This is a genomic window from Mycolicibacterium parafortuitum, assembly GCF_010725485.1.
In the GTDB taxonomy this organism is placed as follows: Bacteria; Actinomycetota; Actinomycetes; order Mycobacteriales; family Mycobacteriaceae; genus Mycobacterium.
In genome coordinates this window covers 2,698,165-2,724,403 of the sequence record NZ_AP022598.1, presented here as the reverse complement: position 1 = coordinate 2,724,403, position 26,239 = coordinate 2,698,165, and the positions used below count along the sequence as shown (strand labels likewise).

The 26,239-nt window shown below is 69.6% G+C and carries 24 protein-coding genes; 14 read left to right on the top strand and 10 right to left on the bottom strand.

Annotated elements, in window-relative coordinates:
• Positions 1-49: 49 nt before the first annotated feature.
• Positions 50-541, bottom strand: coding sequence for a DUF6328 family protein (locus tag NTM_RS13060; protein ID WP_163766529.1), 492 nt, complete (start codon positions 539-541; stop codon positions 50-52).
• Positions 542-645: 104 nt separating this feature from the next.
• On the opposite strand from NTM_RS13060, the gene NTM_RS13055 reads away from it, so the two are divergent.
• Together NTM_RS13055 and NTM_RS13050 are read left to right on the top strand one after the other, a co-directional pair.
• A complete protein-coding gene (locus tag NTM_RS13055) occupies positions 646-921 on the top strand; it encodes a DUF4235 domain-containing protein (protein WP_104864243.1) in 276 nt (91 codons plus the stop codon).
• Positions 922-998: 77 nt separating this feature from the next.
• A complete protein-coding gene (locus tag NTM_RS13050; protein WP_104864244.1) occupies positions 999-1,259 on the top strand; it encodes a hypothetical protein in 261 nt (86 codons plus the stop codon).
• A 9-nt stretch (positions 1,260-1,268) separates the two neighbouring features.
• Here NTM_RS13050 and NTM_RS13045 read toward each other — a convergent pair whose 3' ends face one another.
• Complete coding sequence (locus NTM_RS13045; RefSeq protein WP_163766528.1) at positions 1,269-1,940, bottom strand: type III PLP-dependent enzyme domain-containing protein; 672 nt, start codon at positions 1,938-1,940, stop codon at positions 1,269-1,271.
• A 212-nt stretch (positions 1,941-2,152) separates the two neighbouring features.
• On the opposite strand from NTM_RS13045, the gene NTM_RS28960 reads away from it, so the two are divergent.
• The 7 genes from NTM_RS28960 to NTM_RS13015 are packed head-to-tail and all read left to right on the top strand — an operon-like array spanning position 2,153 to position 10,220.
• The gene (locus NTM_RS28960; protein ID WP_104864105.1) at positions 2,153-2,260 is read left to right on the top strand and encodes a potassium-transporting ATPase; all 108 of its coding nucleotides are present in this window, start codon (positions 2,153-2,155) and stop codon (positions 2,258-2,260) included.
• Complete coding sequence (locus NTM_RS28825; RefSeq protein ID WP_110781761.1) at positions 2,242-2,343, top strand: potassium-transporting ATPase subunit F; 102 nt, start codon at positions 2,242-2,244, stop codon at positions 2,341-2,343. The genes NTM_RS28960 and NTM_RS28825 overlap by 19 nt, the downstream gene beginning before the upstream one ends.
• Entirely contained in the window at positions 2,343-4,016 is a 1,674-nt protein-coding gene (kdpA, locus tag NTM_RS13035; RefSeq protein ID WP_163766527.1) for a potassium-transporting ATPase subunit KdpA, read from the top strand. Before NTM_RS28825 ends, kdpA begins: the two co-directional genes overlap by 1 nt.
• Positions 4,013-6,142, top strand: a complete 2,130-nt coding sequence (gene kdpB / locus NTM_RS13030) for a potassium-transporting ATPase subunit KdpB (RefSeq protein ID WP_163766526.1) — start codon at positions 4,013-4,015, stop codon at positions 6,140-6,142. The genes kdpA and kdpB overlap by 4 nt, the downstream gene beginning before the upstream one ends.
• 1 nt (position 6,143) lies before the next feature.
• Entirely contained in the window at positions 6,144-7,010 is an 867-nt protein-coding gene (locus tag NTM_RS13025; RefSeq protein WP_163766525.1) for a potassium-transporting ATPase subunit C, read from the top strand.
• Positions 6,967-9,528, top strand: a complete 2,562-nt coding sequence (locus NTM_RS13020; RefSeq protein WP_170311976.1) for a DUF4118 domain-containing protein — start codon at positions 6,967-6,969, stop codon at positions 9,526-9,528. The genes NTM_RS13025 and NTM_RS13020 overlap by 44 nt, the downstream gene beginning before the upstream one ends.
• Positions 9,525-10,220 carry a response regulator gene (locus tag NTM_RS13015; RefSeq protein ID WP_163766523.1) on the top strand — a complete coding sequence of 232 codons (696 nt, stop codon included), beginning with the start codon at positions 9,525-9,527 and terminating at the stop codon, positions 10,218-10,220. Before NTM_RS13020 ends, NTM_RS13015 begins: the two co-directional genes overlap by 4 nt.
• Positions 10,221-10,293: 73 nt before the next feature.
• Here the strand turns inward: NTM_RS13015 and NTM_RS13010 are convergent, their stop codons facing one another.
• Positions 10,294-11,166 carry an alpha/beta fold hydrolase gene (locus NTM_RS13010; RefSeq protein WP_163766522.1) on the bottom strand — a complete coding sequence of 291 codons (873 nt, stop codon included), beginning with the start codon at positions 11,164-11,166 and terminating at the stop codon, positions 10,294-10,296.
• Between the two features lie 37 nt (positions 11,167-11,203).
• On the opposite strand from NTM_RS13010, the gene NTM_RS13005 reads away from it, so the two are divergent.
• Positions 11,204-13,075: a propionyl-CoA synthetase gene (locus NTM_RS13005; RefSeq protein WP_163766521.1), complete on the top strand. Its 1,872-nt coding sequence runs from the start codon at positions 11,204-11,206 to the stop codon at positions 13,073-13,075.
• 81 nt (positions 13,076-13,156) lie between these two features.
• Positions 13,157-13,624: a DUF4383 domain-containing protein gene (locus tag NTM_RS13000; protein ID WP_163766520.1), complete on the top strand. Its 468-nt coding sequence runs from the start codon at positions 13,157-13,159 to the stop codon at positions 13,622-13,624.
• A gap of 86 nt (positions 13,625-13,710) precedes the next feature.
• On the opposite strand, the gene NTM_RS12995 is transcribed toward NTM_RS13000, so the two are convergent.
• From NTM_RS12995 to NTM_RS12975, 5 genes are all read right to left on the bottom strand, one after another.
• Positions 13,711-14,670: a Ppx/GppA phosphatase family protein gene (locus tag NTM_RS12995; protein ID WP_163766519.1), complete on the bottom strand. Its 960-nt coding sequence runs from the start codon at positions 14,668-14,670 to the stop codon at positions 13,711-13,713.
• Complete coding sequence (locus tag NTM_RS12990; protein WP_163766518.1) at positions 14,667-15,161, bottom strand: DUF501 domain-containing protein; 495 nt, start codon at positions 15,159-15,161, stop codon at positions 14,667-14,669. The genes NTM_RS12995 and NTM_RS12990 overlap by 4 nt, the downstream gene beginning before the upstream one ends.
• Positions 15,154-15,864 carry an FtsB family cell division protein gene (locus NTM_RS12985; protein ID WP_163766517.1) on the bottom strand — a complete coding sequence of 237 codons (711 nt, stop codon included), beginning with the start codon at positions 15,862-15,864 and terminating at the stop codon, positions 15,154-15,156. The genes NTM_RS12990 and NTM_RS12985 overlap by 8 nt, the downstream gene beginning before the upstream one ends.
• A gap of 3 nt (positions 15,865-15,867) precedes the next feature.
• Positions 15,868-17,157, bottom strand: coding sequence for a phosphopyruvate hydratase (eno, locus tag NTM_RS12980; protein ID WP_083144115.1), 1,290 nt, complete (start codon positions 17,155-17,157; stop codon positions 15,868-15,870).
• Between the two features lie 74 nt (positions 17,158-17,231).
• A complete protein-coding gene (locus NTM_RS12975; protein ID WP_163766516.1) occupies positions 17,232-17,981 on the bottom strand; it encodes a lytic transglycosylase domain-containing protein in 750 nt (249 codons plus the stop codon).
• Positions 17,982-18,161: 180 nt separating this feature from the next.
• Here NTM_RS12975 and efeU point away from each other — a divergent pair, with 180 nt between their 5' ends.
• The 3 genes from efeU to efeB are packed head-to-tail and all read left to right on the top strand — an operon-like array spanning position 18,162 to position 21,536.
• Positions 18,162-19,073: an iron uptake transporter permease EfeU gene (gene efeU / locus NTM_RS12970; protein WP_163766515.1), complete on the top strand. Its 912-nt coding sequence runs from the start codon at positions 18,162-18,164 to the stop codon at positions 19,071-19,073.
• The gene (gene efeO, locus NTM_RS12965; RefSeq protein WP_163766514.1) at positions 19,070-20,230 is read left to right on the top strand and encodes an iron uptake system protein EfeO; all 1,161 of its coding nucleotides are present in this window, start codon (positions 19,070-19,072) and stop codon (positions 20,228-20,230) included. The genes efeU and efeO overlap by 4 nt, the downstream gene beginning before the upstream one ends.
• Positions 20,211-21,536 carry an iron uptake transporter deferrochelatase/peroxidase subunit gene (gene efeB, locus NTM_RS12960; protein WP_163766513.1) on the top strand — a complete coding sequence of 442 codons (1,326 nt, stop codon included), beginning with the start codon at positions 20,211-20,213 and terminating at the stop codon, positions 21,534-21,536. Before efeO ends, efeB begins: the two co-directional genes overlap by 20 nt.
• Positions 21,537-21,605: 69 nt before the next feature.
• On the opposite strand, the gene NTM_RS12955 is transcribed toward efeB, so the two are convergent.
• Complete coding sequence (locus NTM_RS12955; RefSeq protein ID WP_163766512.1) at positions 21,606-22,544, bottom strand: nucleoside triphosphate pyrophosphohydrolase; 939 nt, start codon at positions 22,542-22,544, stop codon at positions 21,606-21,608.
• A gap of 38 nt (positions 22,545-22,582) precedes the next feature.
• Positions 22,583-26,182, bottom strand: coding sequence for a transcription-repair coupling factor (gene mfd, locus NTM_RS12950; RefSeq protein ID WP_163766511.1), 3,600 nt, complete (start codon positions 26,180-26,182; stop codon positions 22,583-22,585).
• Positions 26,183-26,239: the final 57 nt, after the last annotated feature.

Below are 26,239 nucleotides of genomic sequence, written 5' to 3'. Positions count from 1 at the left end.
TTGCTCGTGAGTCACGGCGTCCGGCGTACCCGGCGGTCCCCCGGCGAAACTACGGTGCGGCTGCCTGCTGAGGCCCGGTGCGCATCGAGATCGGCAGCGCCCACCAGAACATCACGAACAGCACCAGCGCGCACCCGCCGGCGATCACCGCCGCCCACAGACCCGCGACCGCGTCGAAGATGATCACCGTCATCCCGGTCAGGGCCACCGCAAGCAGCAGCAGCCCCGCGTACGCGCACCGATGCGAAGCCGCCACCAGCACGGCCAGCCGATGTCTGCGGAACAGCAACCGGTGCATCGCCACCGGCGCGATCAGCAGCACGGTGGACCCGACCGCGGCGCACACCGTCACCAGATACACCACCTGCATGCCGTCGTCGAGGATGTCGAAACGCTGCTGGAACGGCAGGGTCAACAAGAAGCCGGTGAGCAGCTGCACCCCGGTCTGCACGACCCGCAGTTCCTGCAGCAGGCTGGCCCAGTTGCGGTCCAGGCGTTCGGTCTCGGTCTCGTTGCGACGGGGCGGTTGACCAGGGCCCATCGACCGATCCTCCCACCGGCGCGTCCGCCCCGGGGCGCGTTTGGCCAGGCGCGACACGGGTAGGCATCTCCCGACGCGCACGGTGTAGTGACCAAGGAGTGACCATGAGCAAGATCGCCAGATCGCTGTACACGCCGCTGTCGGTGGCCACCGGGGTGGGCGGAGGACTGCTCGCCGGGGCGATCTTCGGTCAGATCTGGAAACGCATCGGTGACAACGACGCGGAGCCGCCGGACCCGAAGGATCTGACGCAGTCGACCAAGACCGTCATCCTGGCCGCGGCGCTCCAAGGGCTCATCATGGGGCTGGTGCGTGCCGGGCTACAGCGCGCGAGCGCGCACGGATACCAGGCGATGACCAACGAGCTGCCGCCCGCTTAACATTCCCACCCGAACTTCAAAGGATTCACACAGCCAACGGTGAGCAGGTCTTCAGCACCCCGGCTCACCGTATGAACATGACTCACACAGTCGAGTTCCCGCAGGTCCGCGATGCTGTTGCGCGCGAGACGCAGCGAACGTGGCTGACCGCCGTGCTGGCGTTCGCCGCGAGCCTGGCGATGATGCTGGTGGCCTCGCCGGCCCACGTGGCCCCGTGGGCCTACTGGACCGTCTCGTCCCTCGCGCTGATCACCGCGCTGGTCGTGTTCGTCGCGGCCCAGCACGCGTGGGGACAGATGGTCACCAGCGCGCAGGCAGCCGGCGTCGTCGAGGACTGACCGCCGACGTCACCGGCCGAGCGGCGCCAGCACCACCGCCGGTCGCGGTAGCCGCCACCGCGCGCACCCGTCGTCGAGCGCATCGTCGACCGCGCCCGCGATCGCGCCGAGTCCCCTCGTGTCACCGGCCAACCACGCGCTCGCCGGCCCGCCCGCCAGACTGATCCGGGTCAGCTCCGCGCCCCACGACCGCATCTGCGCCATCCGGCCCAGCAGCCGCTCGGCCGCCACCCCCCACTGCTCCGGATCGTCCGGATCGGCGACGTCGCAGTGCATTCCGACGATGTCGAGGCGTCGCTCCCCCGCCACAGCCGGTCCCGCCTCGTCGAGGTAGACGTACTTCGACGGCTGCGGGCAGGCGGTCAGCGCATCGACATGGCGGTCGCTGGACACCACGAAGCGCACCACACCCAGCCCGGCCGCCCGGCGGATCGTCTCCGACACCGGGCAGCACCGCAGCACGACGTGCAGTGGGCGCACCCCCGCCGCGCGCACCAGTTCCAGTTCCTCGCGGCCGCACGCGGTCACCGCAAGACCGTGCGCGCGCACCCACGCCGCCACCATCGGATCACGCAGTGCCACAGCCGGAATGGCGCAGCCCGCCATCGGCAGGATCCGGCGCACCGCGTGCACCGAGGCCGCCAGCCGGCGGGGGGCCAGGGCAACGTCCACAGTCGTCATGAATTCGGTGTACGCGCGTGCCCTGGCAACGCGGGTCGATCCATACAGATCCTTCACGGCCACCTACAAGCTTTTGACGCCACGCTGACGCCCGCATGGGGTCCGTAAAAACTGTGCCGGCGACCGTCAAGAAACCGTCAACGCCCTGCTCACACGCCTGTTTCCGGTCATACGTTGGCCTGCGCATCCCGCCACCACCGGCGGGTGTGTCAATGAGCGCAGGAGAGCTGATCCACGTGACGACCGTCATCTACCTCGTGCTGACAGCGGCGATCTTCGCCCTGTTCGGCCTCATCCAGAAGTGGGTGGAAAACCTGTGACGCCGAACCTGATCGGGCTCGCGCTGGCAGCCCTGATCGCCGTGTTCCTGTTCGCGGCGCTGTTCTTCCCGGAGAGGTTCTAGTGAGCGCCGACGTCGCGGGGACACTGTTCGTGCTCTCGCTCATCGTCGCGCTGGCGGCGGTGCACGTGCCACTCGGCGATTACATGTACCGCGTCTACACCGCCCCGGGTCACTCGCGCGTCGAGCGCGGGATGTACCGGCTGATCGGCGCCGACCCGAAGGCCGAGCAGACCTGGGGTGGCTACGCCCGCAGCGTGCTCGCGTTCTCGGCGGTCAGCGTGGTGTTCCTGTTCGTCCTGCAACTGGTGCAGGGCAGGCTGCCGCTGGCGTTGCCGGACCCCGGCACCGAGATGACCCCGGCGCTGGCCTGGAACACCGCCGTGAGCTTCGTGACCAACACGAACTGGCAGGCCTACTCCGGGGAGTCCACACAGGGCCATCTCGTGCAGATGGCCGGGCTGACGGTGCAGAACTTCGTCTCCGCCGCCGTCGGCATGGCGGTCGCCGCCGCGTTCGTCCGCGGCCTCGCCCGCCACACCAGTGCCGAGCTCGGCAACTTCTGGGTCGACCTGATCCGCGGCAGCTTCCGGATCCTGCTGCCCATCGCGATCGTCGGCGCCGTCATCCTGATCGCCGGCGGCGTCATCCAGAACTTCCACCTGCACGAGCAGGTCGTCTCCACACTGGCCGGCGGCACGCAGACCATCCCCGGCGGGCCGGTGGCCGGCCAGGAGGCGATCAAGGAGCTCGGCACCAACGGCGGCGGCTTCTTCAACGTCAACTCGGCACATCCGTTCGAGAACCCGACCGCATGGACCAACTGGGTGGAGATCTTTCTGCTCACCGTCATCGCGTTCTCGTTGCCGCGCACCTTCGGCCGGATGGTGGGCAGCCCGAAACAGGGCTACGCGATCGTGGCCGTGATGTCGGTCATCGCGGTGCTCAGCGTCAGCCTGACGATGGCGTTCCAGATCCAGCATCACGGGACCGTCCCGACGGCGGTCGGCTCATCGATGGAAGGTGTGGAACAGCGCTTCGGCGTGGCCAATTCGGCGGTGTTCGCCGCGGCCACCACGCTCACCTCGACCGGTGCGGTGGACTCGTTCCACGATTCCTACACCAGCCTCGGCGGCATGATGACGATGTTCAACATGATGCTCGGCGAGGTCGCGCCCGGTGGGGTGGGTTCGGGCCTCTACGGCATGCTGATCCTGGCGATCATCACCGTCTTCGTCGCCGGCCTGATGGTCGGACGCACCCCGGAATATCTGGGCAAGAAGATCACCCCGCGCGAGATCAAGCTCGCCGCAACGTATTTCCTGATCACCCCGCTGATCGTGCTGACCGGCACCGCCGCGGCGATGGCGCTGCCCGAGCAGCGGGCCGGCATGCTCAACACCGGACCACACGGGCTCTCCGAGGTGCTCTACGCGTTCACCTCGGCGGCCAACAACAACGGGTCGGCGTTCGCCGGCCTCACCGTCAACACCCCCTGGTACAACACCGCTCTCGGGCTGGCGATGCTGTTCGGCCGGTTCCTGCCGATCATCTTCGCCCTGGCGCTGGCCGGTGCGCTGGCCCGGCAGGGCAAGACCCCGGAATCGGTCGGCACGCTGCCGACGCACCGCCCGCAGTTCGTCGGCATGGTCGCCGGCGTCACGCTGATCCTGGTCGCCCTGACCTTCCTGCCCATGCTCGCCCTCGGGCCCCTCGCCGAAGGACTCCACTCATGACCCTCACCACCGTCGAACACGCCCACCGAAAGCACACGGCCGCAGCAGGTTCCACCAAACTCCGCGGCGGGCTGCTCGAACCCGCCATGCTGTGGAAGTCGCTGCCCGACGCGGTCGCCAAGCTCAACCCGCGCACGCTGTGGCGCAACCCGGTGATGTTCATCGTCGAGATCGGCGCGGCCTGGAGCACCGTGCTGGCCGTGCTGGACCCGTCGTGGTTCGCGTGGCTGATCGTGGTGTGGCTGTGGCTGACCGTCGTGTTCGCCAACCTCGCCGAAGCGGTCGCCGAGGGACGCGGCAAGGCCCAGGCCGATTCGCTGCGCAAGGCCAAGACCGACACGCTGGCGCGCAGGCTCACCGCGTCCGGCGGGGAGGAACAGGTCGCCGCGCCGCTGCTGCAGCTGGGCGACATCGTCGTCGTCGAGGCCGGGCAGACCATCCCGGGCGACGGCGACGTCATCGGCGGCATCGCGTCGGTCGACGAGTCGGCCATCACCGGCGAATCCGCGCCCGTCATCCGCGAATCCGGCGGCGACCGGTCCGCGGTCACCGGCGGCACCACCGTGCTGTCGGACCGCATCGTCGTCAAGATCACCCAGAAGCCCGGCGAGAGCTTCATCGACCGGATGATCGCGCTCGTCGAAGGCGCCAACCGGCAGAAGACCCCCAACGAGATCGCGCTGAACATCCTGCTGGCGTCGCTGACCATCGTGTTCCTGTTCGCGGTCGCGACCCTGCAACCGCTGGCGATCTACTCGGTGATGAACAACCCCGGGTTGCCGAACAGCTTGGCGCTCAACGTCGACGGCATCTCCGGGATCGTGATGGTCTCGCTGCTGGTGTGCCTGATCCCGACCACCATCGGTGCGCTGCTGAGCGCCATCGGCATCGCCGGCATGGACCGCCTCGTGCAGCGCAACGTGCTGGCCATGTCCGGGCGTGCCGTCGAAGCGGCCGGCGACGTCAACACGCTGCTGCTGGACAAGACGGGCACCATCACCCTCGGCAACCGCCAGGCGGCGGCATTCGTGCCGTTGGCCGGCGTGCCGCCGGAAACCCTCGCCGACGCCGCCCAGCTGTCCAGCCTCGCCGACGAAACCCCGGAGGGCCGGTCGGTCGTCGTCTTCGCCAAGCAGGAGTTCGGGTTTCGCGGCCGCACCCCGGGCGAACTCGACCACGCGAGCTGGATCGAGTTCAGTGCCAACACCCGGATGTCGGGTGTCGACGTCGACGGGCGGCGCCTACGCAAGGGTGCCACCGGCGCGGTCGCAGACTGGGTGCGTGCCGAAGGTGGCACGGTCCCAAGCGAACTCGGCGAGATCGCCGACGCTATCGCCGCCGCCGGCGGCACCCCGCTGGCGGTCGGTGAGGTGCGCGACGGCCGCGCGACGGTGCTGGGGGTCATCCATCTCAAGGACGTCGTCAAGCAGGGCATGCGGGAACGTTTCGCCGAGATGCGCCGCATGGGCATCCGGACGGTGATGATCACCGGCGACAACCCGTTGACCGCCAAGGCGATCGCCGACGAGGCCGGCGTCGACGACTTCCTCGCCGAGGCCACGCCCGAGGACAAGATGGCGCTGATCAAGAAGGAGCAGGCCGGCGGCCGCCTGGTCGCGATGACCGGTGACGGCACCAACGACGCCCCCGCACTGGCCCAGGCCGACGTCGGCGTCGCGATGAACACCGGCACCTCGGCGGCCAAAGAGGCCGGCAACATGGTCGATCTCGACTCCGACCCGACCAAGCTCATCGAGATCGTCGAGATCGGCAAGCAGTTGCTGATCACCCGCGGCGCGCTGACGACGTTCTCCATCGCCAACGACATCGCGAAGTACTTCGCGATCATCCCGGCGCTGTTCGTCGGCCTGTTCCCGGGGCTGGAACTGCTCAACGTGATGCGGTTGCACAGCCCGCAGTCGGCGATCCTGTCCGCGGTGATCTTCAACGCCGTCGTCATCGTCGCGCTGATCCCGCTGGCACTGCGCGGTGTCCGCTACACACCGAGCAGCGCGGCAAAACTGTTGAGCCGCAACCTCTATGTCTTCGGCCTCGGCGGCATCGTCGCGCCGTTCCTCGGCATCAAGGCCATCGACCTCGTCATCCAACTCTTCCCAGGAATGTGACATGGTGTTCTCCAACCTCATCCGCGGCCACTGGGCGGCACTGCGCGCCCTGCTGCTGTTCACCGCCTTACTCGGGCTGGGCTACCCGGCGCTGATCTGGCTGATCGCCCAGGCCCCGCCGCTATCCGACAACGCCGACGGCGCGATCGTCGAGGTCGACGGAACACCGGTGGGCAGCAGCCGGATCGGCCAGCTCTACACCGACGCCGACGGCAATCCCCTACCGCAGTACTTCCAGGGCCGCCCCTCGGCCGCCGGTGACGGCTACGACCCGATGGCGACCAGCGCAAGCAACCTGGGGCCGGACAGCATCGTCGACCAGCCGGACACACCCAGCCTGCTGACCCTGGTGTGTTCCCGCAGCGCCGCGGTGGGAGAGCTCGAGGGCGTCGACGGCAGGCGGCCGTACTGCACGGGCGGCGGGGTCGGTGCGGTGCTGTCGGTGATCGGCCCGCGCGACGGCTCGGGCAACGTCACCACGCCCACCGAGGTCGTCAGCGTGAACGAACCGTGCGGCACCACTGCGGAACCGTTCCTGGACAGCTATCTCGGCGTGCAGGTGGACTGCGCGGATCCGGGGCGTGATTACAGCGCCGGGCAGCTCGTGCCGATCCGCGGCGCGGCGCCGGCCGATCCGGCGGTGCCCGCCGATGCGGTGACCGCCAGCGGCAGCGGACTCGATCCCGACATCTCGCCGGCCTACGCCGATCTGCAGGTCGACCGCGTCGCCGCCGCGCGCGGGATCGACCCCGGGCAGGTCCGCGCTCTGGTGGCCCAGCACACCGACGGACGCACGCTGGGGTTCCTCGGTGAGCCCCGGGTGAATGTGTTGCAGCTCAACCTCGCTTTGGATCGCCAGGGTGGATGATGGGCAGGTGAGTTCGCCCGCCCCGACGCGGCCCAAGCGCGGAGAGCTACGCATCTACCTGGGTGCGGCTCCCGGCGTGGGCAAGACGTACGCGATGCTCGGCGAAGCGCACCGGCGGCTGGAGCGCGGCACCGACCTGGTCGCCGCGGTGGTGGAGACCCACGGCCGCGCAAAGACCGCGCAGCTGCTCGACGGTATCGAGATCGTGCCCCCACACATGATCGAGTACCGCGGGCACAGCTTCGCCGAACTCGACGTCGACGCGGTGCTGCGGCGGCGCCCGCAGGTGGTGCTCGTCGACGAGCTCGCCCACACCAACACCCCGGGCAGCAGAAACCCGAAGCGCTGGCAGGACATCGAGGAACTGCTCGACGCCGGCATCACGGTGGTCACCACCGTCAACGTCCAGCACCTGGAAAGCCTCAACGACGTGGTCACCCAGATCACCGGCATCGAGCAGCAGGAGAAGGTACCCGACGAGGTGGTGCGTGCCGCCGACCAGATCGAGCTCGTCGACATCACCCCGGAAGCGTTGCGGCGCAGGCTCGCTCACGGCAACGTGTACGCCCCCGAGCGGGTGGACGCGGCACTGTCGAACTACTTCCGGCGCGGTAACCTCACGGCGCTGCGGGAGCTGGCCCTGCTGTGGCTGGCCGACCAGGTCGACGCCGCGCTGGAGAAGTACCGCGCCGACAACAAGATCACCGACACGTGGGAGGCCCGCGAGCGGGTGGTCGTCGCGATCACCGGCGGACCCGAGTCGGAGACCCTGGTGCGCAGGGCATCCCGGATCGCGGCGAAGTCCAGCGCCGAGCTGATGGTCGTCCACGTGGTGCGCGGCGACGGCCTGTTCGGCGCCGCACCCCGCCAGATCGACCGCGTGCGCGAACTGGCCTCCAGCATTGGCGCCACGCTGCACACCGTCGTCGGCGACGACGTGCCGTCCGCGCTGCTGGAGTTCGCCCGCCAGATGAACGCCACCCAGTTGGTGATCGGGACGTCGCGGCGGTCCCGCTGGGCGCGCATCTTCGACGAGGGCATCGGCGCGGCCGTGGTGCAGAACTCCGGCACGATCGACGTCCACATGGTGACCCACTCGCAGGCCGGCGGGCCCTCGCTGTGGGCGCGGGTATCTCCGCGGCAACGCCATGCCGCGGCCTGGCTGGCCGCCGTCGTCGTGCCCTCGGCGATCTGCGCCGCCGCGGTGCTGTTCCTGCAGCCGTTCCTGGGCATCGGCGGTGAGAGCGCGATCTTCTTCATCGGCGTGCTGGTCGTCTCGCTGCTGGGCGGCGTTGCGCCGGCGGCACTTTCGGCGGTGCTGTCGGGTGTGCTGCTGAACTTCTTCCTCGTCGAACCGCTGCACACGTTGACCATCGACGACGCCGACAGCGCCGTGACCATCGTGGTGCTGCTGGCCGTGGCCGTCGCGGTCGCCGCCCTGGTCGACCGGGTGGCCAACCGCGCCCGCGAATCACGCCGCGCCGCAGCCGAAGCCGAGCTGCTGGCACTGTTCGCCGGGTCGGTGCTGCAGGGCGCCGACCTCGACACCCTGCTGGAGCGCGTCCGCGAGGCCTACTCACAACGGTCGGTGAGCCTCGTCCGCGGGCCGGCCCACGGCGGCGAGGTACTCGGATGCGCGGGCACCGACCCGTGCGTCTCGGTCGAGGACGCCGACACCGCCATCGAAGCCGGCTCCGACAACGACTCCGAGGAGTTATGGATGCTGCTGGCCGGGCGCACACTGCCCGCCCGCGACCGCCGGGTGCTCGCCGCGGTGGCCAACCAGGCCGCCGGACTGGTCCGGCAGCGCGAACTCGCCGCGGCGGCCGGAAGGGCCGAAGTGCTCGCCCAGGCCGACGAACTGCGCCGGTCGCTGCTGTCGGCGGTCAGCCATGACCTGCGCACCCCGCTGGCCGGCGCGAAGGCCGCCGTGTCGAGCCTGCGCAGCGCCGACGTCAGCTTCTCCGCCGAGGACACCGCCGAACTGCTCGCCACCGTCGAAGAGTCCGTCGACCAGCTGACCGGACTCGTCGGCAACCTGCTCGACTCATCCCGGCTGGCCGCGGGAGTGGTCAGGCCCGAACTGGGCCCGGTCTACCTGGAGGAGGCGGTGGCGCGGGCCCTGCTCGGCATCAACCGCGCAGGGCTCGACCGGGTGAAGATCGAGGTCGACGGCGCGGTGGTGCTGGCCGACAGCGGCCTGCTGGAGCGGGTGTTGGCCAACGTCATCGACAACGCGCTGCGCTACGCGGCCGACGGCCCGGTGCGGGTGACGGCGGGCCGGATCGGCGATCGCGTCCTGATCGCCGTCGCCGACGAGGGACCGGGCATCCCGCAAGGGGCCGAAACCGCGTTGTTCGCCCCATTCCAGAGGCTGGGCGACCATGACACCAGAAGCGGTGTCGGGCTTGGCTTGTCGGTGTCGCGGGGGTTCGTCGAGGCGATGGGGGGCACCATCGCCGCCACCGACACCCCCGGCGGCGGGCTGACCGTCGAGATCGACCTGGCGGCACCGTGACCGCCCCACCGAAGACCCGCGTGCTCGTCATCGACGACGAGCCGCAGATCTTGCGTGCGCTGCGGATCAACCTGTCCGTGCGCGGCTACCAGGTGTCCACCGCGGCCACCGGACATGACGGACTGCGGGCGGCCGCCGAGCGCAAACCCGACGTCGTCGTCCTCGACCTGGGCCTGCCGGACATGCCGGGCATCGAGGTGCTCGAAGGCCTGCGTGGTTGGCTCACGGCGCCGGTGATCGTGCTCTCGGCGCGCAGCGATTCCGCGGACAAGGTCGAGGCCCTCGACGCCGGCGCCGACGACTACGTCACCAAACCCTTTGGGATGGACGAGTTCCTGGCCCGGCTGCGGGCGGCGGTCCGGCGCGGCGCCACCGCCGCCGACACCGACGAACCGGTGATCGAGACGTCGTCGTTCACCGTCGACCTGGCCGCCAAACAGGTCACCAAGAACGGCACCGAGGTACATCTGACACCGACCGAATGGGGCATGCTCGAGATGCTGGTCCGCAACCGCGGCAAGCTCGTCGGCCGCGAGGAACTGCTCAAAGAGGTGTGGGGGCCCGGTTACGCGAAGGAAACCCACTATCTGCGCGTGTACCTGGCGCAGCTGCGCCGCAAGCTCGAAGACGACCCGTCGCACCCCGTGCACCTGCTGACCGAGGCGGGCATGGGCTACCGCTTCCAGCCCTAGCGCCCGCCACGCCCCCCGCGCGCCGAACTGGGATTCCCGGCTGTGATTTCCGGCGCGATCACAACCGGGAACCTCAGTTCGGCGAAAACTCCTTGGCCACCTCGATCAACTTGGCCCGCACCAACTCCGGCTGCTCGTCGAGGATGAAGTGGCCGCCGTCGACGACCTCAAGCGTGTAGTCGTCGGCGCGGGCGGTCTCCGCCGCGGCGAGGTCGGGGTGGATGGCGGTGTCGGACCGGCCGAACAACGCCCGGGTCGGCACGGTCGAGCGGCGCCGCTCGCCGGTACGCGCCGCGGCCGGGAACTCCCGGGTCAGGAACGTCCGGTAGGTGTCGCGGGCGGTGCGGGCGACGACGGGGTCGCGGAACCGCTCCGAGTAGACCCGCACGGTCTGCGGGTCGAGCGTGGGAGCCGCGACCCGGAAGATGACCTTCTCCAGATACCGGGTGCGTCGCTGCAGCGGCACACCCGCCGACGCGACCGCCGGCTGGTAGAGCAGGAACCGCCACAGGTGCGGGGCCATCACCTTCGGCGGCACCCACGGGTGCGCGATGTTCAGCGGCAGATACGCGTCGATGCGGTCCGGGATCCGCAGCGTCAGCAGATGCCCGATGTAGCCGCCCCAGTCGTGCCCGACGAGCAGAAACCGGTCCAGGTCCAACGCGTCGGCCAGCGCCACCAGATCGGTGACGACGTCCTCCTTGGCCCACCGGTGCGGGGCCGGTCCCGACCATCCGTAGCCGGGCAGATCGGGCGCGATGATCCGCAGCCCGGCGGGCGGGTCGGCCAACAGATCCCGGTAGGCCCAGTGGTGCTGTGGCCAACCGTGCAGCGCCAACACCGGCCTGCCGTCCTGCGGGCCGGCCTCGGTGACGTGGAAATCGACCCCTCGGACGGTCAGCCGGTGCCGGCGCGCACCGGCGATTTGCGGGGGTTGGATGGTCATGGTCCAGAGACTAGACCCAAGGGTCTACGGTGCTCCTATGCCTGGGTACCGCGACCTCTTCGATGCCAGCATCACCGACCCCGCCGCCTTCTGGGGCCAGGCGGCCGACGCCGTGACGTGGATCCGCGAGCCGGACCGCGTGCTCGACGACAGCAATCCGCCGTTCTACCGCTGGTTCCCCGGCGCTGAGCTCAACACCTGCGCGAACGCGCTGGACCGGCACGCCGACGGCGGGCGCGGTGATCAGCCCGCGCTGATCTACGACTCGGCGGTCACCGACACCAAGCGCACCTACACCTATGCCGAGCTGCGCGACCAGACCGCCCGGTTCGCCGGCGCGCTGCGCGGCCTCGGTGTCGGCAAGGGCGACCGCGTGGTGATCTACATGCCGATGATCCCCGAGGCCGTGATCGCGATGCTCGCGTGCGCGCGCCTCGGCGCGATCCACTCGGTGGTGTTCGGCGGATTCGCCCCGCACGAACTCGCCGTGCGCATCGACGACGTCCAGCCGAAGGTGATCGTCTCCGCGTCGTGCGGCATCGAGCCGTCCCGCACCGTCGAGTACAAGCCGATGCTCGACGCCGCGATCGCGATGACCGAGCATCCGCCGACGCATTGCGTTGTGGTGCAACGTGATCGGCTGCGCTGCGAGCTGATCGACGGACGCGACCTGGACTGGGCCGAGGTCGTCGCGGGCGCCGACCCCGTCGACCCGGTGCCCGTCGCCGCGACCGACCCGCTGTACGTGCTCTACACCTCCGGCACCACCGGCAAGCCCAAGGGCATCGTCCGCGACAACGGCGGTCACGCCGTCGCGCTGCTGTGGAGCATGCGCCACCTCTACGACATCGCCCCCGGCGACGTGTTCTGGGCGGCGTCCGACGTCGGCTGGGTCGTCGGGCACTCCTACATCGTGTACGCGCCGCTGCTGCTCGGCGCGACCACCGTGCTCTACGAGGGCAAACCCGTCGGCACGCCCGACCCGGGCGCGTTCTGGCGGGTGGCCGCCGAGCACGGGGTCAAGGCGCTGTTCACCGCGCCGACGGCGATCCGCGCCATCCGCAAGGAGGACCCGGAGGGCTCCTATGTCGGGGACTACGACCTGTCGGGGCTGAAGTACCTGTTCCTGGCCGGTGAGCGACTCGACCCGGACACCTACCACTGGGCGTCGGACAAGCTCGGCATCCCGGTCGTCGACCACTGGTGGCAGACCGAGACCGGTTGGGCGATCGCGGCCAATCCGATGGGCACCGAAGCACTTCCGATCAAGGCCGGCTCCCCCACCGTGCCGATGCCCGGCTACGACGTCCACATCCTCGACGAGCAGGGCCACGACTGCGCCGCCGGCAAGGAGGGGGCCATCGCGATCAAGCTCCCGCTGCCGCCCGGCACCCTGCCGACGCTGTGGAACGCCGACGACCGCTACCGGGTGTCGTATCTGACCGAGTACCCGGGCTACTACCTCACCGGCGACGGGGGACACCTCGACGAGGACGGCTACCTGTACGTGATGGGCCGCATCGACGACGTCATCAACGTCGCCGGGCACCGGTTGTCCACCGGCGCGATCGAGGAGGTGCTGGCCACCCATCCCGCGGTGGCCGAGTGCGCGGTGATCGGCGTCGCCGACGAGATCAAGGGGCAGGCCCCGCGCGGCCTGGTCGTCGTCAAGTCCGGCGCGTCCACCGAGGGGCTGACCGAGGAACTGGTGCAGCTGGTGCGCGACGAGATCGGCGCGGTCGCGGCGTTCAAGCTCGTCGACGTGGTGCCCGCGCTGCCGAAGACGCGGTCCGGGAAGATCCTGCGCAAGACCATGCGCGGCATCGCCGCCGGCCGCGACGAACCGGTGCCGTCGACGATCGAGGACCCGGCCGTGCTCGAGGCATTGGGCCCGATCCTGCGTTCCTGACCGCGACGGTGTTACGCACCGCCCAGTATGGGTATCTCCCCCCACACGTTCGTCAATAAGTACCCGGGAGGGAGGCCCCCGATGTCACCGGCTCCCAAGATCATGGCGGTGCAGGGCGCGGCGATGCTCGTCGCGGCGGCACTGATCGTGATCGGCATCCTGGGCTTCATCCCCGGGATCACGGCGAATTTCGACCAACTCGGCTGGGCCGGAAGTCGTTCCGGCGCCCTGCTGTTCGGCACCATCGCGGTCTGCGCGGCGGTCAACATCGTGCATCTGGTGATCGGCGCGGCCGGCTTCTGGTTCGCCCGCAGCTATGCCGGCGCACGGAACTACCTGCTCGCCGGCGGAGCGATCTACCTGGCGCTGTGGTTGTACGGTGCGCTGGTCGAGTTCGGCAGCAATGCCCATGTCATCCCGCTCAACACCGCCGCCAACTGGCTGCACGTCATCCTGGGTTCGATCATGGTGCTACTGGGCCTGACGCTCGGCGGCCAGCACGACCCGACCAAGCGCAGGCCTCGACTGCGCCGCGCCGCGACGCACTGAGATCGCCGAAACTGCATTCCGGCAGGCCCCCACTCGCAATTCCTCTGCTGGAATGCCATTTCGGCGGGGATGTTGACCGGGGGTGCTCAGACGATCGACAGCGCGATCCCGTCGAGGATGTCGTGCTCGCTGACCACCAGCTCGCTGATGCCCGCCCGCTCGCCGAGCATCGCGGCCAGCTCCTGCACGATCAGCGCACCGCCACCGATCACGTCGACGCGGCCCTCGTGCATCGGGCCCAGCACCGCACGCTGCTGACGCGTCATCGCCAGCAGTTCGGCACACACCGCCAGCAGCGCGTCGAACGGCACCCGCGACAGGTGGATCGCGTCGGAGTCGTAGACGGTCATGCCGTGCGCCAGGGCCGCCAGCGTCGTCATGGTTCCCGCGACACCCACCCACGTGCGGGCCTGCTCGACGGGTACCACCTCGAGCACCTGGCCCAGCGCGTCGCGCACCACCGCACGCGCGTCGGCGATCTCCGCGTCGGTGGGCGGATCGGACCGCAGGCAGCGCTCGGTGAGCCGCACGCAGCCGATGTTCACCGACAGCGCGGCGTCCACCTCGCTGGAGCCGACCACCACCTCGGTCGAACCGCCACCGAGGTCGACGACCACGAACGGCGCCGCCGCGGCGTCGAGTTCGCCGACCGCGCCGCGGAACGACAGCTCGGCCTCCTCGGCGCCGGTGATCACCTCGGCGACCGCGCCCGGCACGACGGTGCCCAGCACGTCGGAGGTCATCGCGAAGAACTCCTCGCGGTTGGACACGTCGCGCGCCGCCGAGGTCGCGACCATCCGCACCGCGCCGACATCGTGGCGGCGCATCAGCTCGGCATAACCGACGAGCGCGGCGCGGGTGCGCGCCAACGCGTCCGGGGCGAATTCGCCGGTCGCGTCGACGCCCTGCCCGAGCCGCACGATGCGCATCTCGCGGTGCACGTCACGCAGCCGCCCGCTCTGGCTGTCCGGGTCGCGGTCGGCGATCAGCAGGCGGATCGAGTTCGTTCCGCAGTCCACCGCGGCGACTCTGCCCGTGCTTGTCACTGTGCCCACACCTTCCGGTCCAGGATCCCGGCCATCTCCGGCTCGGCGGCCAGCACGGCCAGCGCCTCGTCGCCGAACGGGTTCACCCCCGGCCCCTTGGCCAGCGAGTGGGCGATCACCACGTGCAGACACTTCACCCGGTCAGGCATCCCGCCGCCGGAGAACGTGGTTCCCAACGGCTCGATCGCGTCGCGCTCGGCGAGAAACGATTCATGCGCGCGGCGGTAGGCCGCGGCCAATTCCGGGTCCTGGGCGAGGCGTTCGGTCATCTCGCGCATCAAGCCCGAGGACTCCAGCCGGCTCGCCGCGGCGGTCAGCGCCGGGTGGGTCAGGTAGTACAACGTCGGAAACGGTGTTCCGTCAGGAAGTCTCGGCGCCGTCTTCACCACGGCGGGCTCACCGTTGGGGCATCGGTAGGCGATCTCCAGCACACCGCGCGGCTCACGGCCCAGCTGCCGCGCGACGGCGTCGAGATCGGACTGCTCAACCACCGGGCGCAGGCGCGACAGGCGCGACGGGTCCAGGGGCGGCCGGCGCCCCGGGCGGCGGCGGAGTCGGCGAGATGCCGTGTGGCGCATCGGCGATGGTGTGCCACAGCGCCGTGTACCAGGGGTCGTTACTGGTGGCTTGCAGAGCTTCCTCCTGCGGGGTGTTCGGTTGGGCCGCACCGGGAGGCAGCTGCACCTGATAGGGCGTCTCGCCGGGCATCACGAAGCCGAGGCGTTCGCGGGCCTGCGCCGCGATGAACACCGGGTCGGCCAGCTTGGCCTTCTGCTCTTCGAGTTCGGCGATCTGTTCGCGCAGTTGCGCTTCGCTGGCCTCCAGTTGCTTCATCTCGGTGCGCTGCGAGAAGTAGGTGCGCACCGGCCCGGCGATCGTCAGGGTCAGCACGCAGATGACGGCGGCCAGGATCGCCGCGCGTCGCGCCGCCGAACCGAACCGCTGCTCGGCGGCCGCCTCGGCCGACGCGATGATCGATTCCCGGATCGTGGCGGGGGCCTCGACGATCTCGATGTCCTCGGGTACTGCGGCCTGCGCTCGCGGCTCAGCGCCGCGGGGTTCGCGGCGCGCCGCGGTCGCGGCAGGCCGCGGCTTGGCCCGACCGGCCGCACCGGGCCGGGACGCGGGAGCCTTCTTGGCTCGCGCGTCCCCGCCGGCACGGCGTTTCGGATCGGGCCGTTTCGCCTCGGGCACGGGCTATTTCGTCTCCACACTGAAGCGCGGGAACGCGAGGTCGCCGGCGTAGCGCGCGGCGTCGCCCAGCTCCTCCTCGATGCGCAACAGCTGGTTGTACTTCGCGACCCGCTCGCTGCGCGCGGGCGCGCCGGTCTTGATCTGGCCGCTGCCGACGGCCACGGCGAGATCGGCGATCGTGGTGTCCTCGGTCTCGCCGCTGCGGTGGCTCATCATCGTCTTGTATCCGGCGTTGTGCGCCAGCGACACCGCGTCCAGCGTCTCGGTCAGCGTGCCGATCTGGTTCACCTTCACCAGCAGCGCGTTCGCGGCACCCTTCTCGATGCCGTCCTCGAGGCGCTCCGGGTTGGTGACGAACAGGTCGTCGCCGACCAGCTGGATCTTGTCGCCGATCGCCGAAGTCAAGGTGACCCAGCCGTCCCAGTCGTCTTCGGACAGCGGATCCTCGATCGACACCAGCGGGTAGGCGCCGAGCAGCTGCTCGTAGAACTGCGCCATCTGCTCGGCGTTGCGGGTCTCCTTCTCGAACGCGTAGCCGGTGCCCTCGGTGTAGAACTCCGTCGCGGCGACGTCGAGCGCCAGCGCCACATCGCTGCCGACCTTGAACCCCGCACCCTCGATCGCGGTCGCGATCAGGTCCAGCGCGGCCCGGGTGCCGGGCAGATCCGGGGCGAAACCGCCCTCGTCGCCCAGACCGGTGGACAGGCCCTGCTTCTTGAGCACCGACTTCAGCGAGTGGTACACCTCGGCGCCCCAGCGCAGCGCCTCCTTGAACGACGGCGCGCCGATCGGGGCGATCATGAACTCCTGGACGTCGACGCCGGTGTCGGCGTGCGCGCCGCCGTTGATGATGTTCATCATCGGCACCGGCAGGATGTGCGCGTTCGGTCCGCCGATGTAGCGGAACAGCGGCAGCTCGGCCGACTGCGCGGCGGCCTTGGCCACCGCCAGCGAGACGCCGAGGATCGCGTTGGCGCCCAGCCGCGACTTGTCCGGGGTGCCGTCCAGGTCGACCAGCGCCTGGTCGACGAGACGCTGCTCGTCGGCGCCGAGCCCGATCACCGCGGGCGCGATCTCGTCGAGCACCGCCTCGACCGCCTTCTCGACACCCTTGCCGCCGTAGCGCGAACCGCCGTCACGCAGCTCGACCGCCTCGTGCTCCCCGGTGGAGGCACCCGAGGGGACGGCGGCGCGAGCCACGGTCCCGTCCAACAGGCCCACCTCGACCTCGACGGTCGGGTTGCCCCGGGAATCGAGGATCTCGCGGGCTCCGACCTGCTCGATGATGGGCACTTTGTCGCCTCCTGGGTCTTGGGCTCAGACGTTTCCGTTGTTGAGCCTAGAACGTGCCCGTCGGGCGGGTGCCCTCAGAGCGGATGTCCGTTCGCATACGCCGTCGCCCAGTCCCTCACGTTGCGTGCGTAGGCGTCCGAAAGGTTGTACGCCCGCAGCGCCTCCATCCAGCCGCGCGGCTTCGACAGGTCCTTGCCGCGCCAGCACAGGTACCCCGCCGCCGACAACGCCGCGTCGTCGATGTTGTCCACGCTGATCTCGCCGTCGTTGTTGGCGTCGACCCCGTACAGCCGCCAGGTCTCCGGGATGAACTGCATCGGTCCCATCGCGCGCGCGAACGGTACGTCGCCCTTGTTCTCGACGGCCGGGTCGTGGCTGATCGAATCGGTGTCCAGGATCTCCAGGTTCCCCGCGGTGCCGTCGAGCAGCACCCCGCGGATCGGTGGGGTGACCTCGCCGTTGCGGGCGATCTTGGCGCCGCGGTAGGTGCCGTGGTGGCTCTCCACCTGCCCGATGCCGGCCAGCGTCGTCCACGCCAGCTTGCAATTCGGGTTCTCGACCTCGGCGACCCGCGCCGCGTACGCGTAGGCCTCCAGCGCGGTCACCGGGATACCGAGTGCCGGCGCCCGCTCGGCCGCCCATTCGTGCAGCTGATCGGCGGGCCGGCCCTTGGCATAGGTGTCGATCTGCGGGACGGGATCCCCGGCCGGGGGCGGCACCCCGTCGGGAATCGGGGTGCCGAGTTGCCAGGAACAGCTCGACGCCATGAGCAGCGCTGTCGCGCCGATCACGGTTATCGCCTGTAGCCAACGCACCCGCGTCACCGGACTCCCTAACCCGCTCTGGTTGTCATCCATGCTGCCACGCGAGGTGTGGCTACCGACTGAACCCGGGCCGCCGGGGACGGGTGTACATTCATCAAGCGCTGCCAAAACTGAGGTGAGCCACACCTTCCTTTGGGCAGCCAAAGCACAGCGCGCGCACGCCGTAGCAAGGACAATTCGATGGTCGCTGGTACAGACCCCGGGGTCACCTCGTACTACGCGGCGGCGAACCTCAGTTCACAGCTTTTTGGCAGCGGACTCATAGGATTACGCGAAGGTCTCGAAGCCGCGATCGTGGTGTCGATCCTGGTGGCATTCCTGGTCAAATCCGAACGCCGCGACGCCCTCAGATGGGTCTGGCTCGGTGTCGGCGCCGCCGTCGCGATGACGGTGATCATCTTCCTGGCCATCCAGTTCGGCGAGAACACCATCAGCGGGCTGGCCGCCGAAGCCATCGCCGGGGTGGCCTCCCTGGTCGCGGTCGCGATCGTCACCACCATGGTGCTCTGGATGAAGAAGGCGTCGGCGTCGATGTCGGGCCAGTTGCGCAGTGAGATGGCCCACGCCCTGGAGACCGGGCCCGCGGCCGTCGCGCTGCTGGCGTTCCTCGCCGTCGGGCGCGAAGGTGTCGAAACCGCGCTGTTCATGGTGGGTTACGCCGAGGCACAGTCGAATTGGCCGCTGCTCGGGCTCATCGCCGGGGTGGCGGTGGCCGGACTGATCGCCTACGGGATGTACCGCGGCGCGCTGAGCATCAACCTGGCGAAGTTCTTCAGATACACCGGGGTGTTCCTGATCGTCGTCGCCGCCGGCATCCTGTCCTACGGCGTCGGCGCCCTGCAGACCGTCGGATGGCTTCCGGGGCTGGGCGACAAGGCATTCGACATCAGCACCGCGTTCAACTGGTCGTCCTGGTACGGCGAGGTGATCCAGGGCATCTTCAACGTCACCCCGACCCCGACCGTGCTTCAGCTCGCCGGCTACCTGACCTACCTCGTCGTCGTGCTGGCGCTGTTCCTGCGCCCGCCGAGTGCGGCGCGGGATAAGACCCCGACACCACCGAATCCCTCTCCCGAAAGGTCCACCACGTGAAGTTGCATCCCTCCGTCGCGGTGCTCTCAGCCGCGCTGGCCGCATTCGCACTCGCAGGCTGCCAGGCCAAGGACGAGGCGCCCGCGGCGTCCGAGGACGGCGGCACCGCACCGTCCGAGATCACCGTCGATGCCTCCGACACGTCGTGCGCGCTGTCGGTGACCGAGGGCAACACCGGCGCCAACACGTTCGTGATCACCAACAACGGTTCCAAGGTGACCGAGTTCTATGTGTACGGCGAGGGTGAGCGCGTGATGGGCGAGGTGGAGAACATCTCCCCCGGGCTGCAGCGCAAGCTGATCGTCCAGCTCAGCCAACCCGGCACCTACCAGACCGCGTGCAAGCCGGGCATGATCGGCGACGGCATCCGCGGCGACTTCGTCGTCACCGGCGACGAGGTCCAGGTCGACACCGAGGGCAAGTTCAAAGAAGCCGCGGACAACTACAAGCGCTACGTCAACAGCCAGGTCGAGGCGCTCGTCCCGGCGGTCGAGGCGTTCGTCGCGGCGATCAAGTCCGGTGACATCGAGGGCGCGAAGGCGCAGTACCCGACCAGCCGGGTGTACTACGAACGCATCGAGCCGGTCGCGGAGTCGTTCCCCGACGATCTGGACCCGCGCATCGACCTGCGCGAGGCCGACCTCGAGCCGGGCCAGCAGTGGACCGGCTTCCACCGGCTGGAGAAAGACCTCTGGGTGACCGGCCCGCAGCCCGACACCAACGCGATCGCCGATCAGCTGGTCGCCGACGTCAAGGAACTGCAGGCCGGGGTCAGCGCACCGGACTTCACCGTCGACTCCACCCAGATCGCCGGTGGCGCACAGGGTCTGCTCGACGAGATCGCCACCAGCAAGATCACCGGCGAGGAGGACATCTTCAGCCACACCGATCTGTGGGACTTCAGCGCGAACCTGCAGGGCTCGCAGACCGCGGTCGCCTCGGTGCGCCCGATCCTCGACGAGCGCAACCCCGATCTCGGCGCGCGCGTCGATCAGCGCTTCGAAGAGGTCGAGGCACTGCTGGAGAAGTACCGGGAAGGCGACGGCTTCGTCACCTATGACAAGGTGACCGAGCCGGAGCGACAGGAGCTTTCGCGCGCCCTCGACGCGCTGAGCAAGGAGGTCAGCCAGGTGCAAGGTGTCATCGCACCCCAATAACCCCAATAACGAGGACGCCCAGGCTCAGCCCCAGCCCGAGAAGCCGGGGCTGAGCCGGCGCAAACTGTTCGGCGCGGCCGGGGTGACCGCCGCGGTGGTCGGCGCGGCCGGTGCCGGTGCGTTCGCCGGGCGCGCGACCGCGGCCCAGTCGGCGGATCACCTGCATGCCGCGGTGCCGTTCCGCGGGCCGCACCAGGCGGGCATCGTCACCGAGGCCCAGGACCGCATGCATTTCGCGACGTTCGACGTGACGACCCGCAGCCGCGACGACGTGATCAAGATGCTCGCCGACTGGACCGAGATGGCCGAGCGGATGACCCAGGGCAAGGAGGCGTTCCCCAACGGCGCCACCGGCCAGAATCCGTACTCGCCACCGACGGACACCGGTGAGGCGCTCGGCCTGCCCCCGTCGCAGCTGACGCTGACCATCGGCTTCGGCCCGTCGTTCTTCGTCAAGGACGGCGTCGACCGGTTCGGCATCGCGGACAAGAAGCCCGACGCGCTGGTGGACCTGCCGAAGTTCCCCAACGAGAAGATCGACCCCGCCCGCAGCGGCGGCGACATCGTCGTGCAGGCCTGTTCCAACGACCCGCAGGTCGCGGTGCACGCGATCCGCAACCTGGCCCGCATCGGGTTCGGCACCGTCGCGGTGCGGTACTCCCAGCTGGGTTTCGGGCGCACGTCGTCGACCACCCGGGAGCAGTCCACCCCGCGAAACCTGTTCGGGTTCAAGGACGGAACGGCGAACCTGCGCTCCGACGAGACCGACAAGCTGAACAAGTTCGTCTGGGTCGCCGACGGTGACGGACCGGCCTGGCTGACCGGCGGGTCCTACCTGGTCGCGCGCCGCATCCGGATGCGGATCGAGCAGTGGGACCGCACGACGCTGCTGGAGCAGGAACGGGTGGTCGGGCGGCAGAAGGGCAGCGGGGCGCCGATGGGGCTCACCGACGAGTTCGAGGAACTGGACTTCGACCTCACCAACGACAAGGACGAGCCGCTGATCGACACGCTCGCCCATGTGCGGCTGGCGTCGCCGCAGAACCTCGGCGGCATCGAGATCCTGCGTCGCGGTTACAACTTCACCGACGGGTCCGACGGGTTCGGGCACCTGGACGCGGGGCTGTTCTTCATCGCGTTCGTGCGCAACCCGGTCACCCAGTTCGTCCCGATGCAGAACGCGATCTCGCGCAACGACGCCATGAACGAGTACGTCACCCCGACGAGCTCAGCGGTGTTCGCCTGCCCGCCAGGGCTTTCCGAGGGTGACACGTCGTCGTTCTGGGGTTCGTCGCTGTTCGACTGACCTTGAAATCCACCTTTTGCAGACGAAGTGCGAGTGCAGACCTGCAAAAGGTGGATCTGGCACCGAGGGCTACTGGCGCGGCGGCCACGCCGCCCGCCACTCGTCGGCGGTGAACGCGCCGTGCGGGGCCACGTCGAGCTCCTCGGCGACATCGTCTCGTCGCCGAGCGGAGGCCGCGGCCCGCTCGGCGGTGCGCACCACGTCCATGAACTCAAGAACCGCTGTGCGTAACGCGCTTTCGGCGTCGAAGTCGGCTGCCACGGTGACCCTGGTGACCGCGTCCGGGATCAGATCGGCCGGCAGCCCCGCCGTCTCGGCGCGCGCGAGCACCTTCTGCGCCAACGCGAGCGACGGCTGCGCGGTCGGGATGTCGTCCATGCAGGACTGCCGCGACGAGCGTTCCAGTGCCTTGCGCTGCTCCCACTGCGCCAACTGGTCCTCGAGCGAGATCGCTTCCCCGGCAAGCACTGCCGGCACCCTGTTGCCGAGCTTGCGCACCAGCGCGTCGGCGACGTCGTCGATGTCGAAGGCCGCCGCGGGACTCTCCTGGGCGATGCGGGCGTGGAACAGCACCTGCAGCAGCACGTCGCCGAGTTCGTCACGCAGCTCGGTCAGGTCTCCGCCGTGCACCGCGTCGAACAGCTCGTAGGTCTCTTCCAGCAGATACCGCCGCAACGAGTCGTGCGTCTGTTGGCTCTCCCACGGCCCGGCGGTGCGCAGCTTGTCCATCATCGCCACCGCGTCGACGAGGCGTTCACCGGGCTGCGCGGCCGGCGCCGAGATCACCCGCTCCCCCGCGGCGATCCGCTCGCGCACCGACGGGTGCTGCGGGTCCGACGACAGCAGCACCTCGGCCGGATCACCGGTGTAGGCCGGCCGGGCCGCGGGCAACGACCACGGCACCTTGATCGGCATCTCCTCGGTGTACTGGACGTCACCGCCGAGCAGTCCGATCGCGTCGACAGGCACCAGCGACGGGCGGCGTGGGTCGACGAGAACGACGGTCATCGCAGTCGGTTATATCAGCTTTGCCGGGGCGCAGGGCACTACTCGTGCAGCACCTTGATCAGCCCGGCGACGAAGTCCACCAGTTCCAGGTCGCGGATCCGCGGGGACCCGACACCCGAACCCGCCCGCGGGATCGGCACCTGCACGGTCGAGGTGGTCGCGCGGTAGTTCGCCCCGGCGTAGAGCCTCTTGAGCCTCAGCTGCGCCGAATCCGGCAGCGTCAGCGGCGACACCCGCAGCGTCGACGCCGCCGCCGACACCGCACCGATCTCGGTGATCCCGTGCGCGCGGGCCAGCAGCCGCAACCGGGCGACCGCGACCAGCAGCAGCGCAGATTCGGGCAGCGGGCCGTACCGGTCGGTCAGCTCCTCGATCACCGAGTCGACGCTCTTGTCGTCCGGTGCCGCGGCGAGCCGGCGGTACGCCTCCAGGCGCAGCCGGTCGCTGCCGATGTAATCCGGCGGGAAGTGCGCGTCGACCGGCAGATCGATCCTGACGTCCTTCGGTTCCTCCGGTGTCGCAACGGTTTTGCCGTCCGCGGCGGCCCGGTAGGCCTCCACCGCCTCACCGACCAGCCGCACGTACAGGTCGAAACCGACGCCGGCGACGTGCCCGGATTGCTCGGCGCCCAGCACGTTTCCGGCGCCGCGGATCTCCAGGTCCTTCATCGCGACCGCCATACCGGCGCCGAGTTCGTTGTTCTGCGCGATCGTGGCCAGCCGGTCGTAGGCGGTCTCGGTCAACGGAACCTCGGGCGGATACAGGAAATACGCGTACCCGCGCTCACGCGAACGACCGACCCGGCCGCGCAGCTGGTGCAGCTGCGACAGCCCGAACGTGTCGGCGCGTTCGACGATCAACGTGTTCGCGTTCGAGATGTCCAGTCCCGTCTCGACGATCGTGGTGCACACCAGGATGTCGTACTCGCGGTTCCAGAACCCCTCGACGGTCTTCTCCAGCTGCTCCTCCGGCATCTGGCCGTGCGCGACCACCACCCGCGCCTCGGGCACCAGCTGGCGCACCTTGGCCGCCGCCGAGTCGATGGTGCGGACCCGGTTGTGGATGTAGAACGCCTGCCCGTCGCGCAGCATCTCACGCCGCAGCGCGGCCGCGACCTGCTTGTCGTCGTGCGGGCCGACGTACGTCAGCACCGGGTAGCGCTCCTCGGGCGGCGTCAGGATCGTCGACATCTCCCGGATGCCGGCCAGGCTCATCTCCAGCGTGCGCGGGATCGGGGTGGCGCTCATCGTCAGCACGTCGACGTGGGTGCGCATCGACTTGATGTGCTCCTTGTGCTCGACGCCGAAACGCTGCTCCTCGTCGACGATCACCAGGCCGAGGTCCTTCCACGTCACCCCGGTCTGCAGCAGGCGGTGGGTGCCGATGACGATGTCGACCGACCCGTCCTTCATGCCCTCCATCGTCGCGCGCGACTGCGCCGGATCGGTGAACCGCGACAGCCCCCTGACGGTGACGGGGAACCCGGCCATCCGCGCGGTGAACGTCTGCAGATGCTGTTCGGCCAGCAGCGTGGTGGGCACCAGCACCGCGACCTGCTTACCGTCCTGCACGGCCTTGAACGCCGCGCGCACCGCGATCTCGGTCTTGCCGTAGCCGACGTCACCGCAGATCACCCGGTCCATCGGGACCGGCTTCTCCATATCGGATTTGACCTCGGTGATCGCGGTGAGCTGGTCGACGGTCTCGGTGAACCCGAACGCGTCCTCCATCTCGGTCTGCCACGGCGTATCGGGGGCGAACGCGTGCCCGGGCGACGCCTGCCGCTTCGCGTACAGCGTCACCAGTTCGGCGGCGATCTCCCGAACCGCCCGGCGCGCTTTGGTTTTCGTGTTCGCCCAGTCGCTGCCGCCGAGCCGCGACAGCGTCGGCGCCTCACCGCCGACATACCGCGACAGCTGGTCCAGCGAGTCCATCGGCACGTAGAGCTTGTCGGTGCCGCCCCCGCGCTTGCTCGAGGCGTACTCCAGCACCAGGTACTCGCGGCGCGCGCCGCCGACCACCCGTTCGGTCATCTCGACGAAGCGCCCGATGCCGTGCTGGTCGTGCACGACGAGGTCTCCGGCGGTCAATGCGAGCGGGTCGACGACGTTGCGCCGCTTGGCCGCAAGCTTCTTGCCTTCGGTCGCGGCGGCCCGGTTGCCGGTCAGGTCGGTCTCGGTGATCACCACGAGGTTGGCACCCGGGATCACCACGCCGTCGTGCAGCGGCCCCTTGATCACCCCGACCACACCCTCCTTCGGGGTGTCTCCGGGCTCCAGAATCGCTGCCGGCGTGTCACTTTCGGCCAGCTGCTCGACCACGCGCTGGCAGGTGCCCGTACCGGGGGCGACGACCGCGCCGTAGCCGCCGGTCGCGACGTGCGCGCGCAGCATCGCGAAGATCTCGTCGAGATTGTGTTGCTGGCCGCGGGCCGACGGCGCGGGCCTGATGTCGAGGGCCGTCGATTCGTCCGAACCGCTGTCGAGCTGGCTCAGCGTCCACCACGGGTGCCCGCCCGCCCGGGCGGCCTCACGGGCGTCGTCGTAGCCGACGTACCCGGAGGCGCCGAGCGCCTCGATGTCGATCGGGGCGTCCCCGCCGACCGCGGCCACCGACCACGACGCCTCCAGGAACTCCCGGCCGGTCTTGATCAGGTCGGCGGCCCTGGTGCGCACCTTCTCCGGGTCGCACACCAACAGCGGGGTGCCCGCGGGCAGCAGATCGGGCAGTGTCGCGAAGTCGCTCGGTCGCAGCAGCGGAAGCAACGCCTCCATCCCGTCGACCGGGATGCCCTCGGCCAGCTTGGCCAGCATGTCGGGCACGCTGCCGACGACGTTGTTCTCCTGGGCCGGGTGCTCCTTGGCGAGTGCGGCCGCACGGTCGCGTACGTCAGGGGTCAGCAGCACCTCGCGGCACGCGACGGCGATCATCGTGTCGATCTCGATCTCCGGAATCGAGCGCTGGTCGGCGATCGAGAACATCCGCATCTCCGAGACCTCGTCGCCCCAGAACTCGATGCGCACCGGATGTTCGGCGGTCGGCGGGAAGACGTCGAGAATGCCTCCGCGCACCGCGAATTCACCACGCTTGCCGACCATGTCGACGCGCGTGTAGGCCAGGTCGACCAGCCGCGCGACGATCGCGTCGAACTCGGCCTCCTGCCCGACCGTCAGCGTCACCGGCTCGATCTGGGCCAGATCGGGCGCCATCGGCTGCAGCAGCGACCGCGCCGTGGTCACCACGACCCGCAGCGGCGGGCCCAGGCGCGCGTCGTCCGGGAAGGCCAGCCGGCGCAGCAGCATCATCCGCGCACCGACGGTGTCCACCCCCGGGGACAGCCGCTCGTGCGGCAGCGTCTCCCAGGACGGGAACATCGCGACGGTGTCGCCGTAGACGCCGCGCAGTTCGGCGGTCAGGTCGTCGGCTTCGCGGCCGGTCGCGGTGACCACCAGCAGCAGCCCGGACTGGGCGAGCGCGGACGCGGCGAACAGACGGGCGCTGGCCGGCCCGACGAGGTGGAGATCGGCGGGCCGGTCGGCGGAACGGCGGGCGATCTCCTGCAGGCAGGGATCACGCAGCGCCAGCTCGACGAGGCCCGCGATCGGGGTGTGGACGTCGACGGTCCCCGATGCGGTCATGATGTCTTCCATCGTAGGCACTGCCCGGCACAGCCAGAAATTGGTGCACGGAGGCCG

Coding starts and splice junctions, on each gene's coding strand:
- NTM_RS13060 (WP_163766529.1), bottom strand. CDS start 541: ATGGGCCCTGGTCAACCGCCCCGTCGCAACGAGACCGAGACCGAACGC.
- NTM_RS13055 (WP_104864243.1), top strand. CDS start 646: ATGAGCAAGATCGCCAGATCGCTGTACACGCCGCTGTCGGTGGCCACC.
- NTM_RS13050 (WP_104864244.1), top strand. CDS start 999: ATGACTCACACAGTCGAGTTCCCGCAGGTCCGCGATGCTGTTGCGCGC.
- NTM_RS13045 (WP_163766528.1), bottom strand. CDS start 1,940: ATGACGACTGTGGACGTTGCCCTGGCCCCCCGCCGGCTGGCGGCCTCG.
- NTM_RS28960 (WP_104864105.1), top strand. CDS start 2,153: ATGAGCGCAGGAGAGCTGATCCACGTGACGACCGTCATCTACCTCGTG.
- kdpB (WP_163766526.1), top strand. CDS start 4,013: ATGACCCTCACCACCGTCGAACACGCCCACCGAAAGCACACGGCCGCA.
- NTM_RS13025 (WP_163766525.1), top strand. CDS start 6,144: ATGGTGTTCTCCAACCTCATCCGCGGCCACTGGGCGGCACTGCGCGCC.
- NTM_RS13020 (WP_170311976.1), top strand. CDS start 6,967: ATGTGTTGCAGCTCAACCTCGCTTTGGATCGCCAGGGTGGATGATGGG.
- NTM_RS13010 (WP_163766522.1), bottom strand. CDS start 11,166: ATGACCATCCAACCCCCGCAAATCGCCGGTGCGCGCCGGCACCGGCTG.
- NTM_RS13005 (WP_163766521.1), top strand. CDS start 11,204: ATGCCTGGGTACCGCGACCTCTTCGATGCCAGCATCACCGACCCCGCC.
- NTM_RS13000 (WP_163766520.1), top strand. CDS start 13,157: ATGTCACCGGCTCCCAAGATCATGGCGGTGCAGGGCGCGGCGATGCTC.
- efeU (WP_163766515.1), top strand. CDS start 18,162: ATGGTCGCTGGTACAGACCCCGGGGTCACCTCGTACTACGCGGCGGCG.
- NTM_RS12955 (WP_163766512.1), bottom strand. CDS start 22,544: ATGACCGTCGTTCTCGTCGACCCACGCCGCCCGTCGCTGGTGCCTGTC.
- mfd (WP_163766511.1), bottom strand. CDS start 26,182: ATGACCGCATCGGGGACCGTCGACGTCCACACCCCGATCGCGGGCCTC.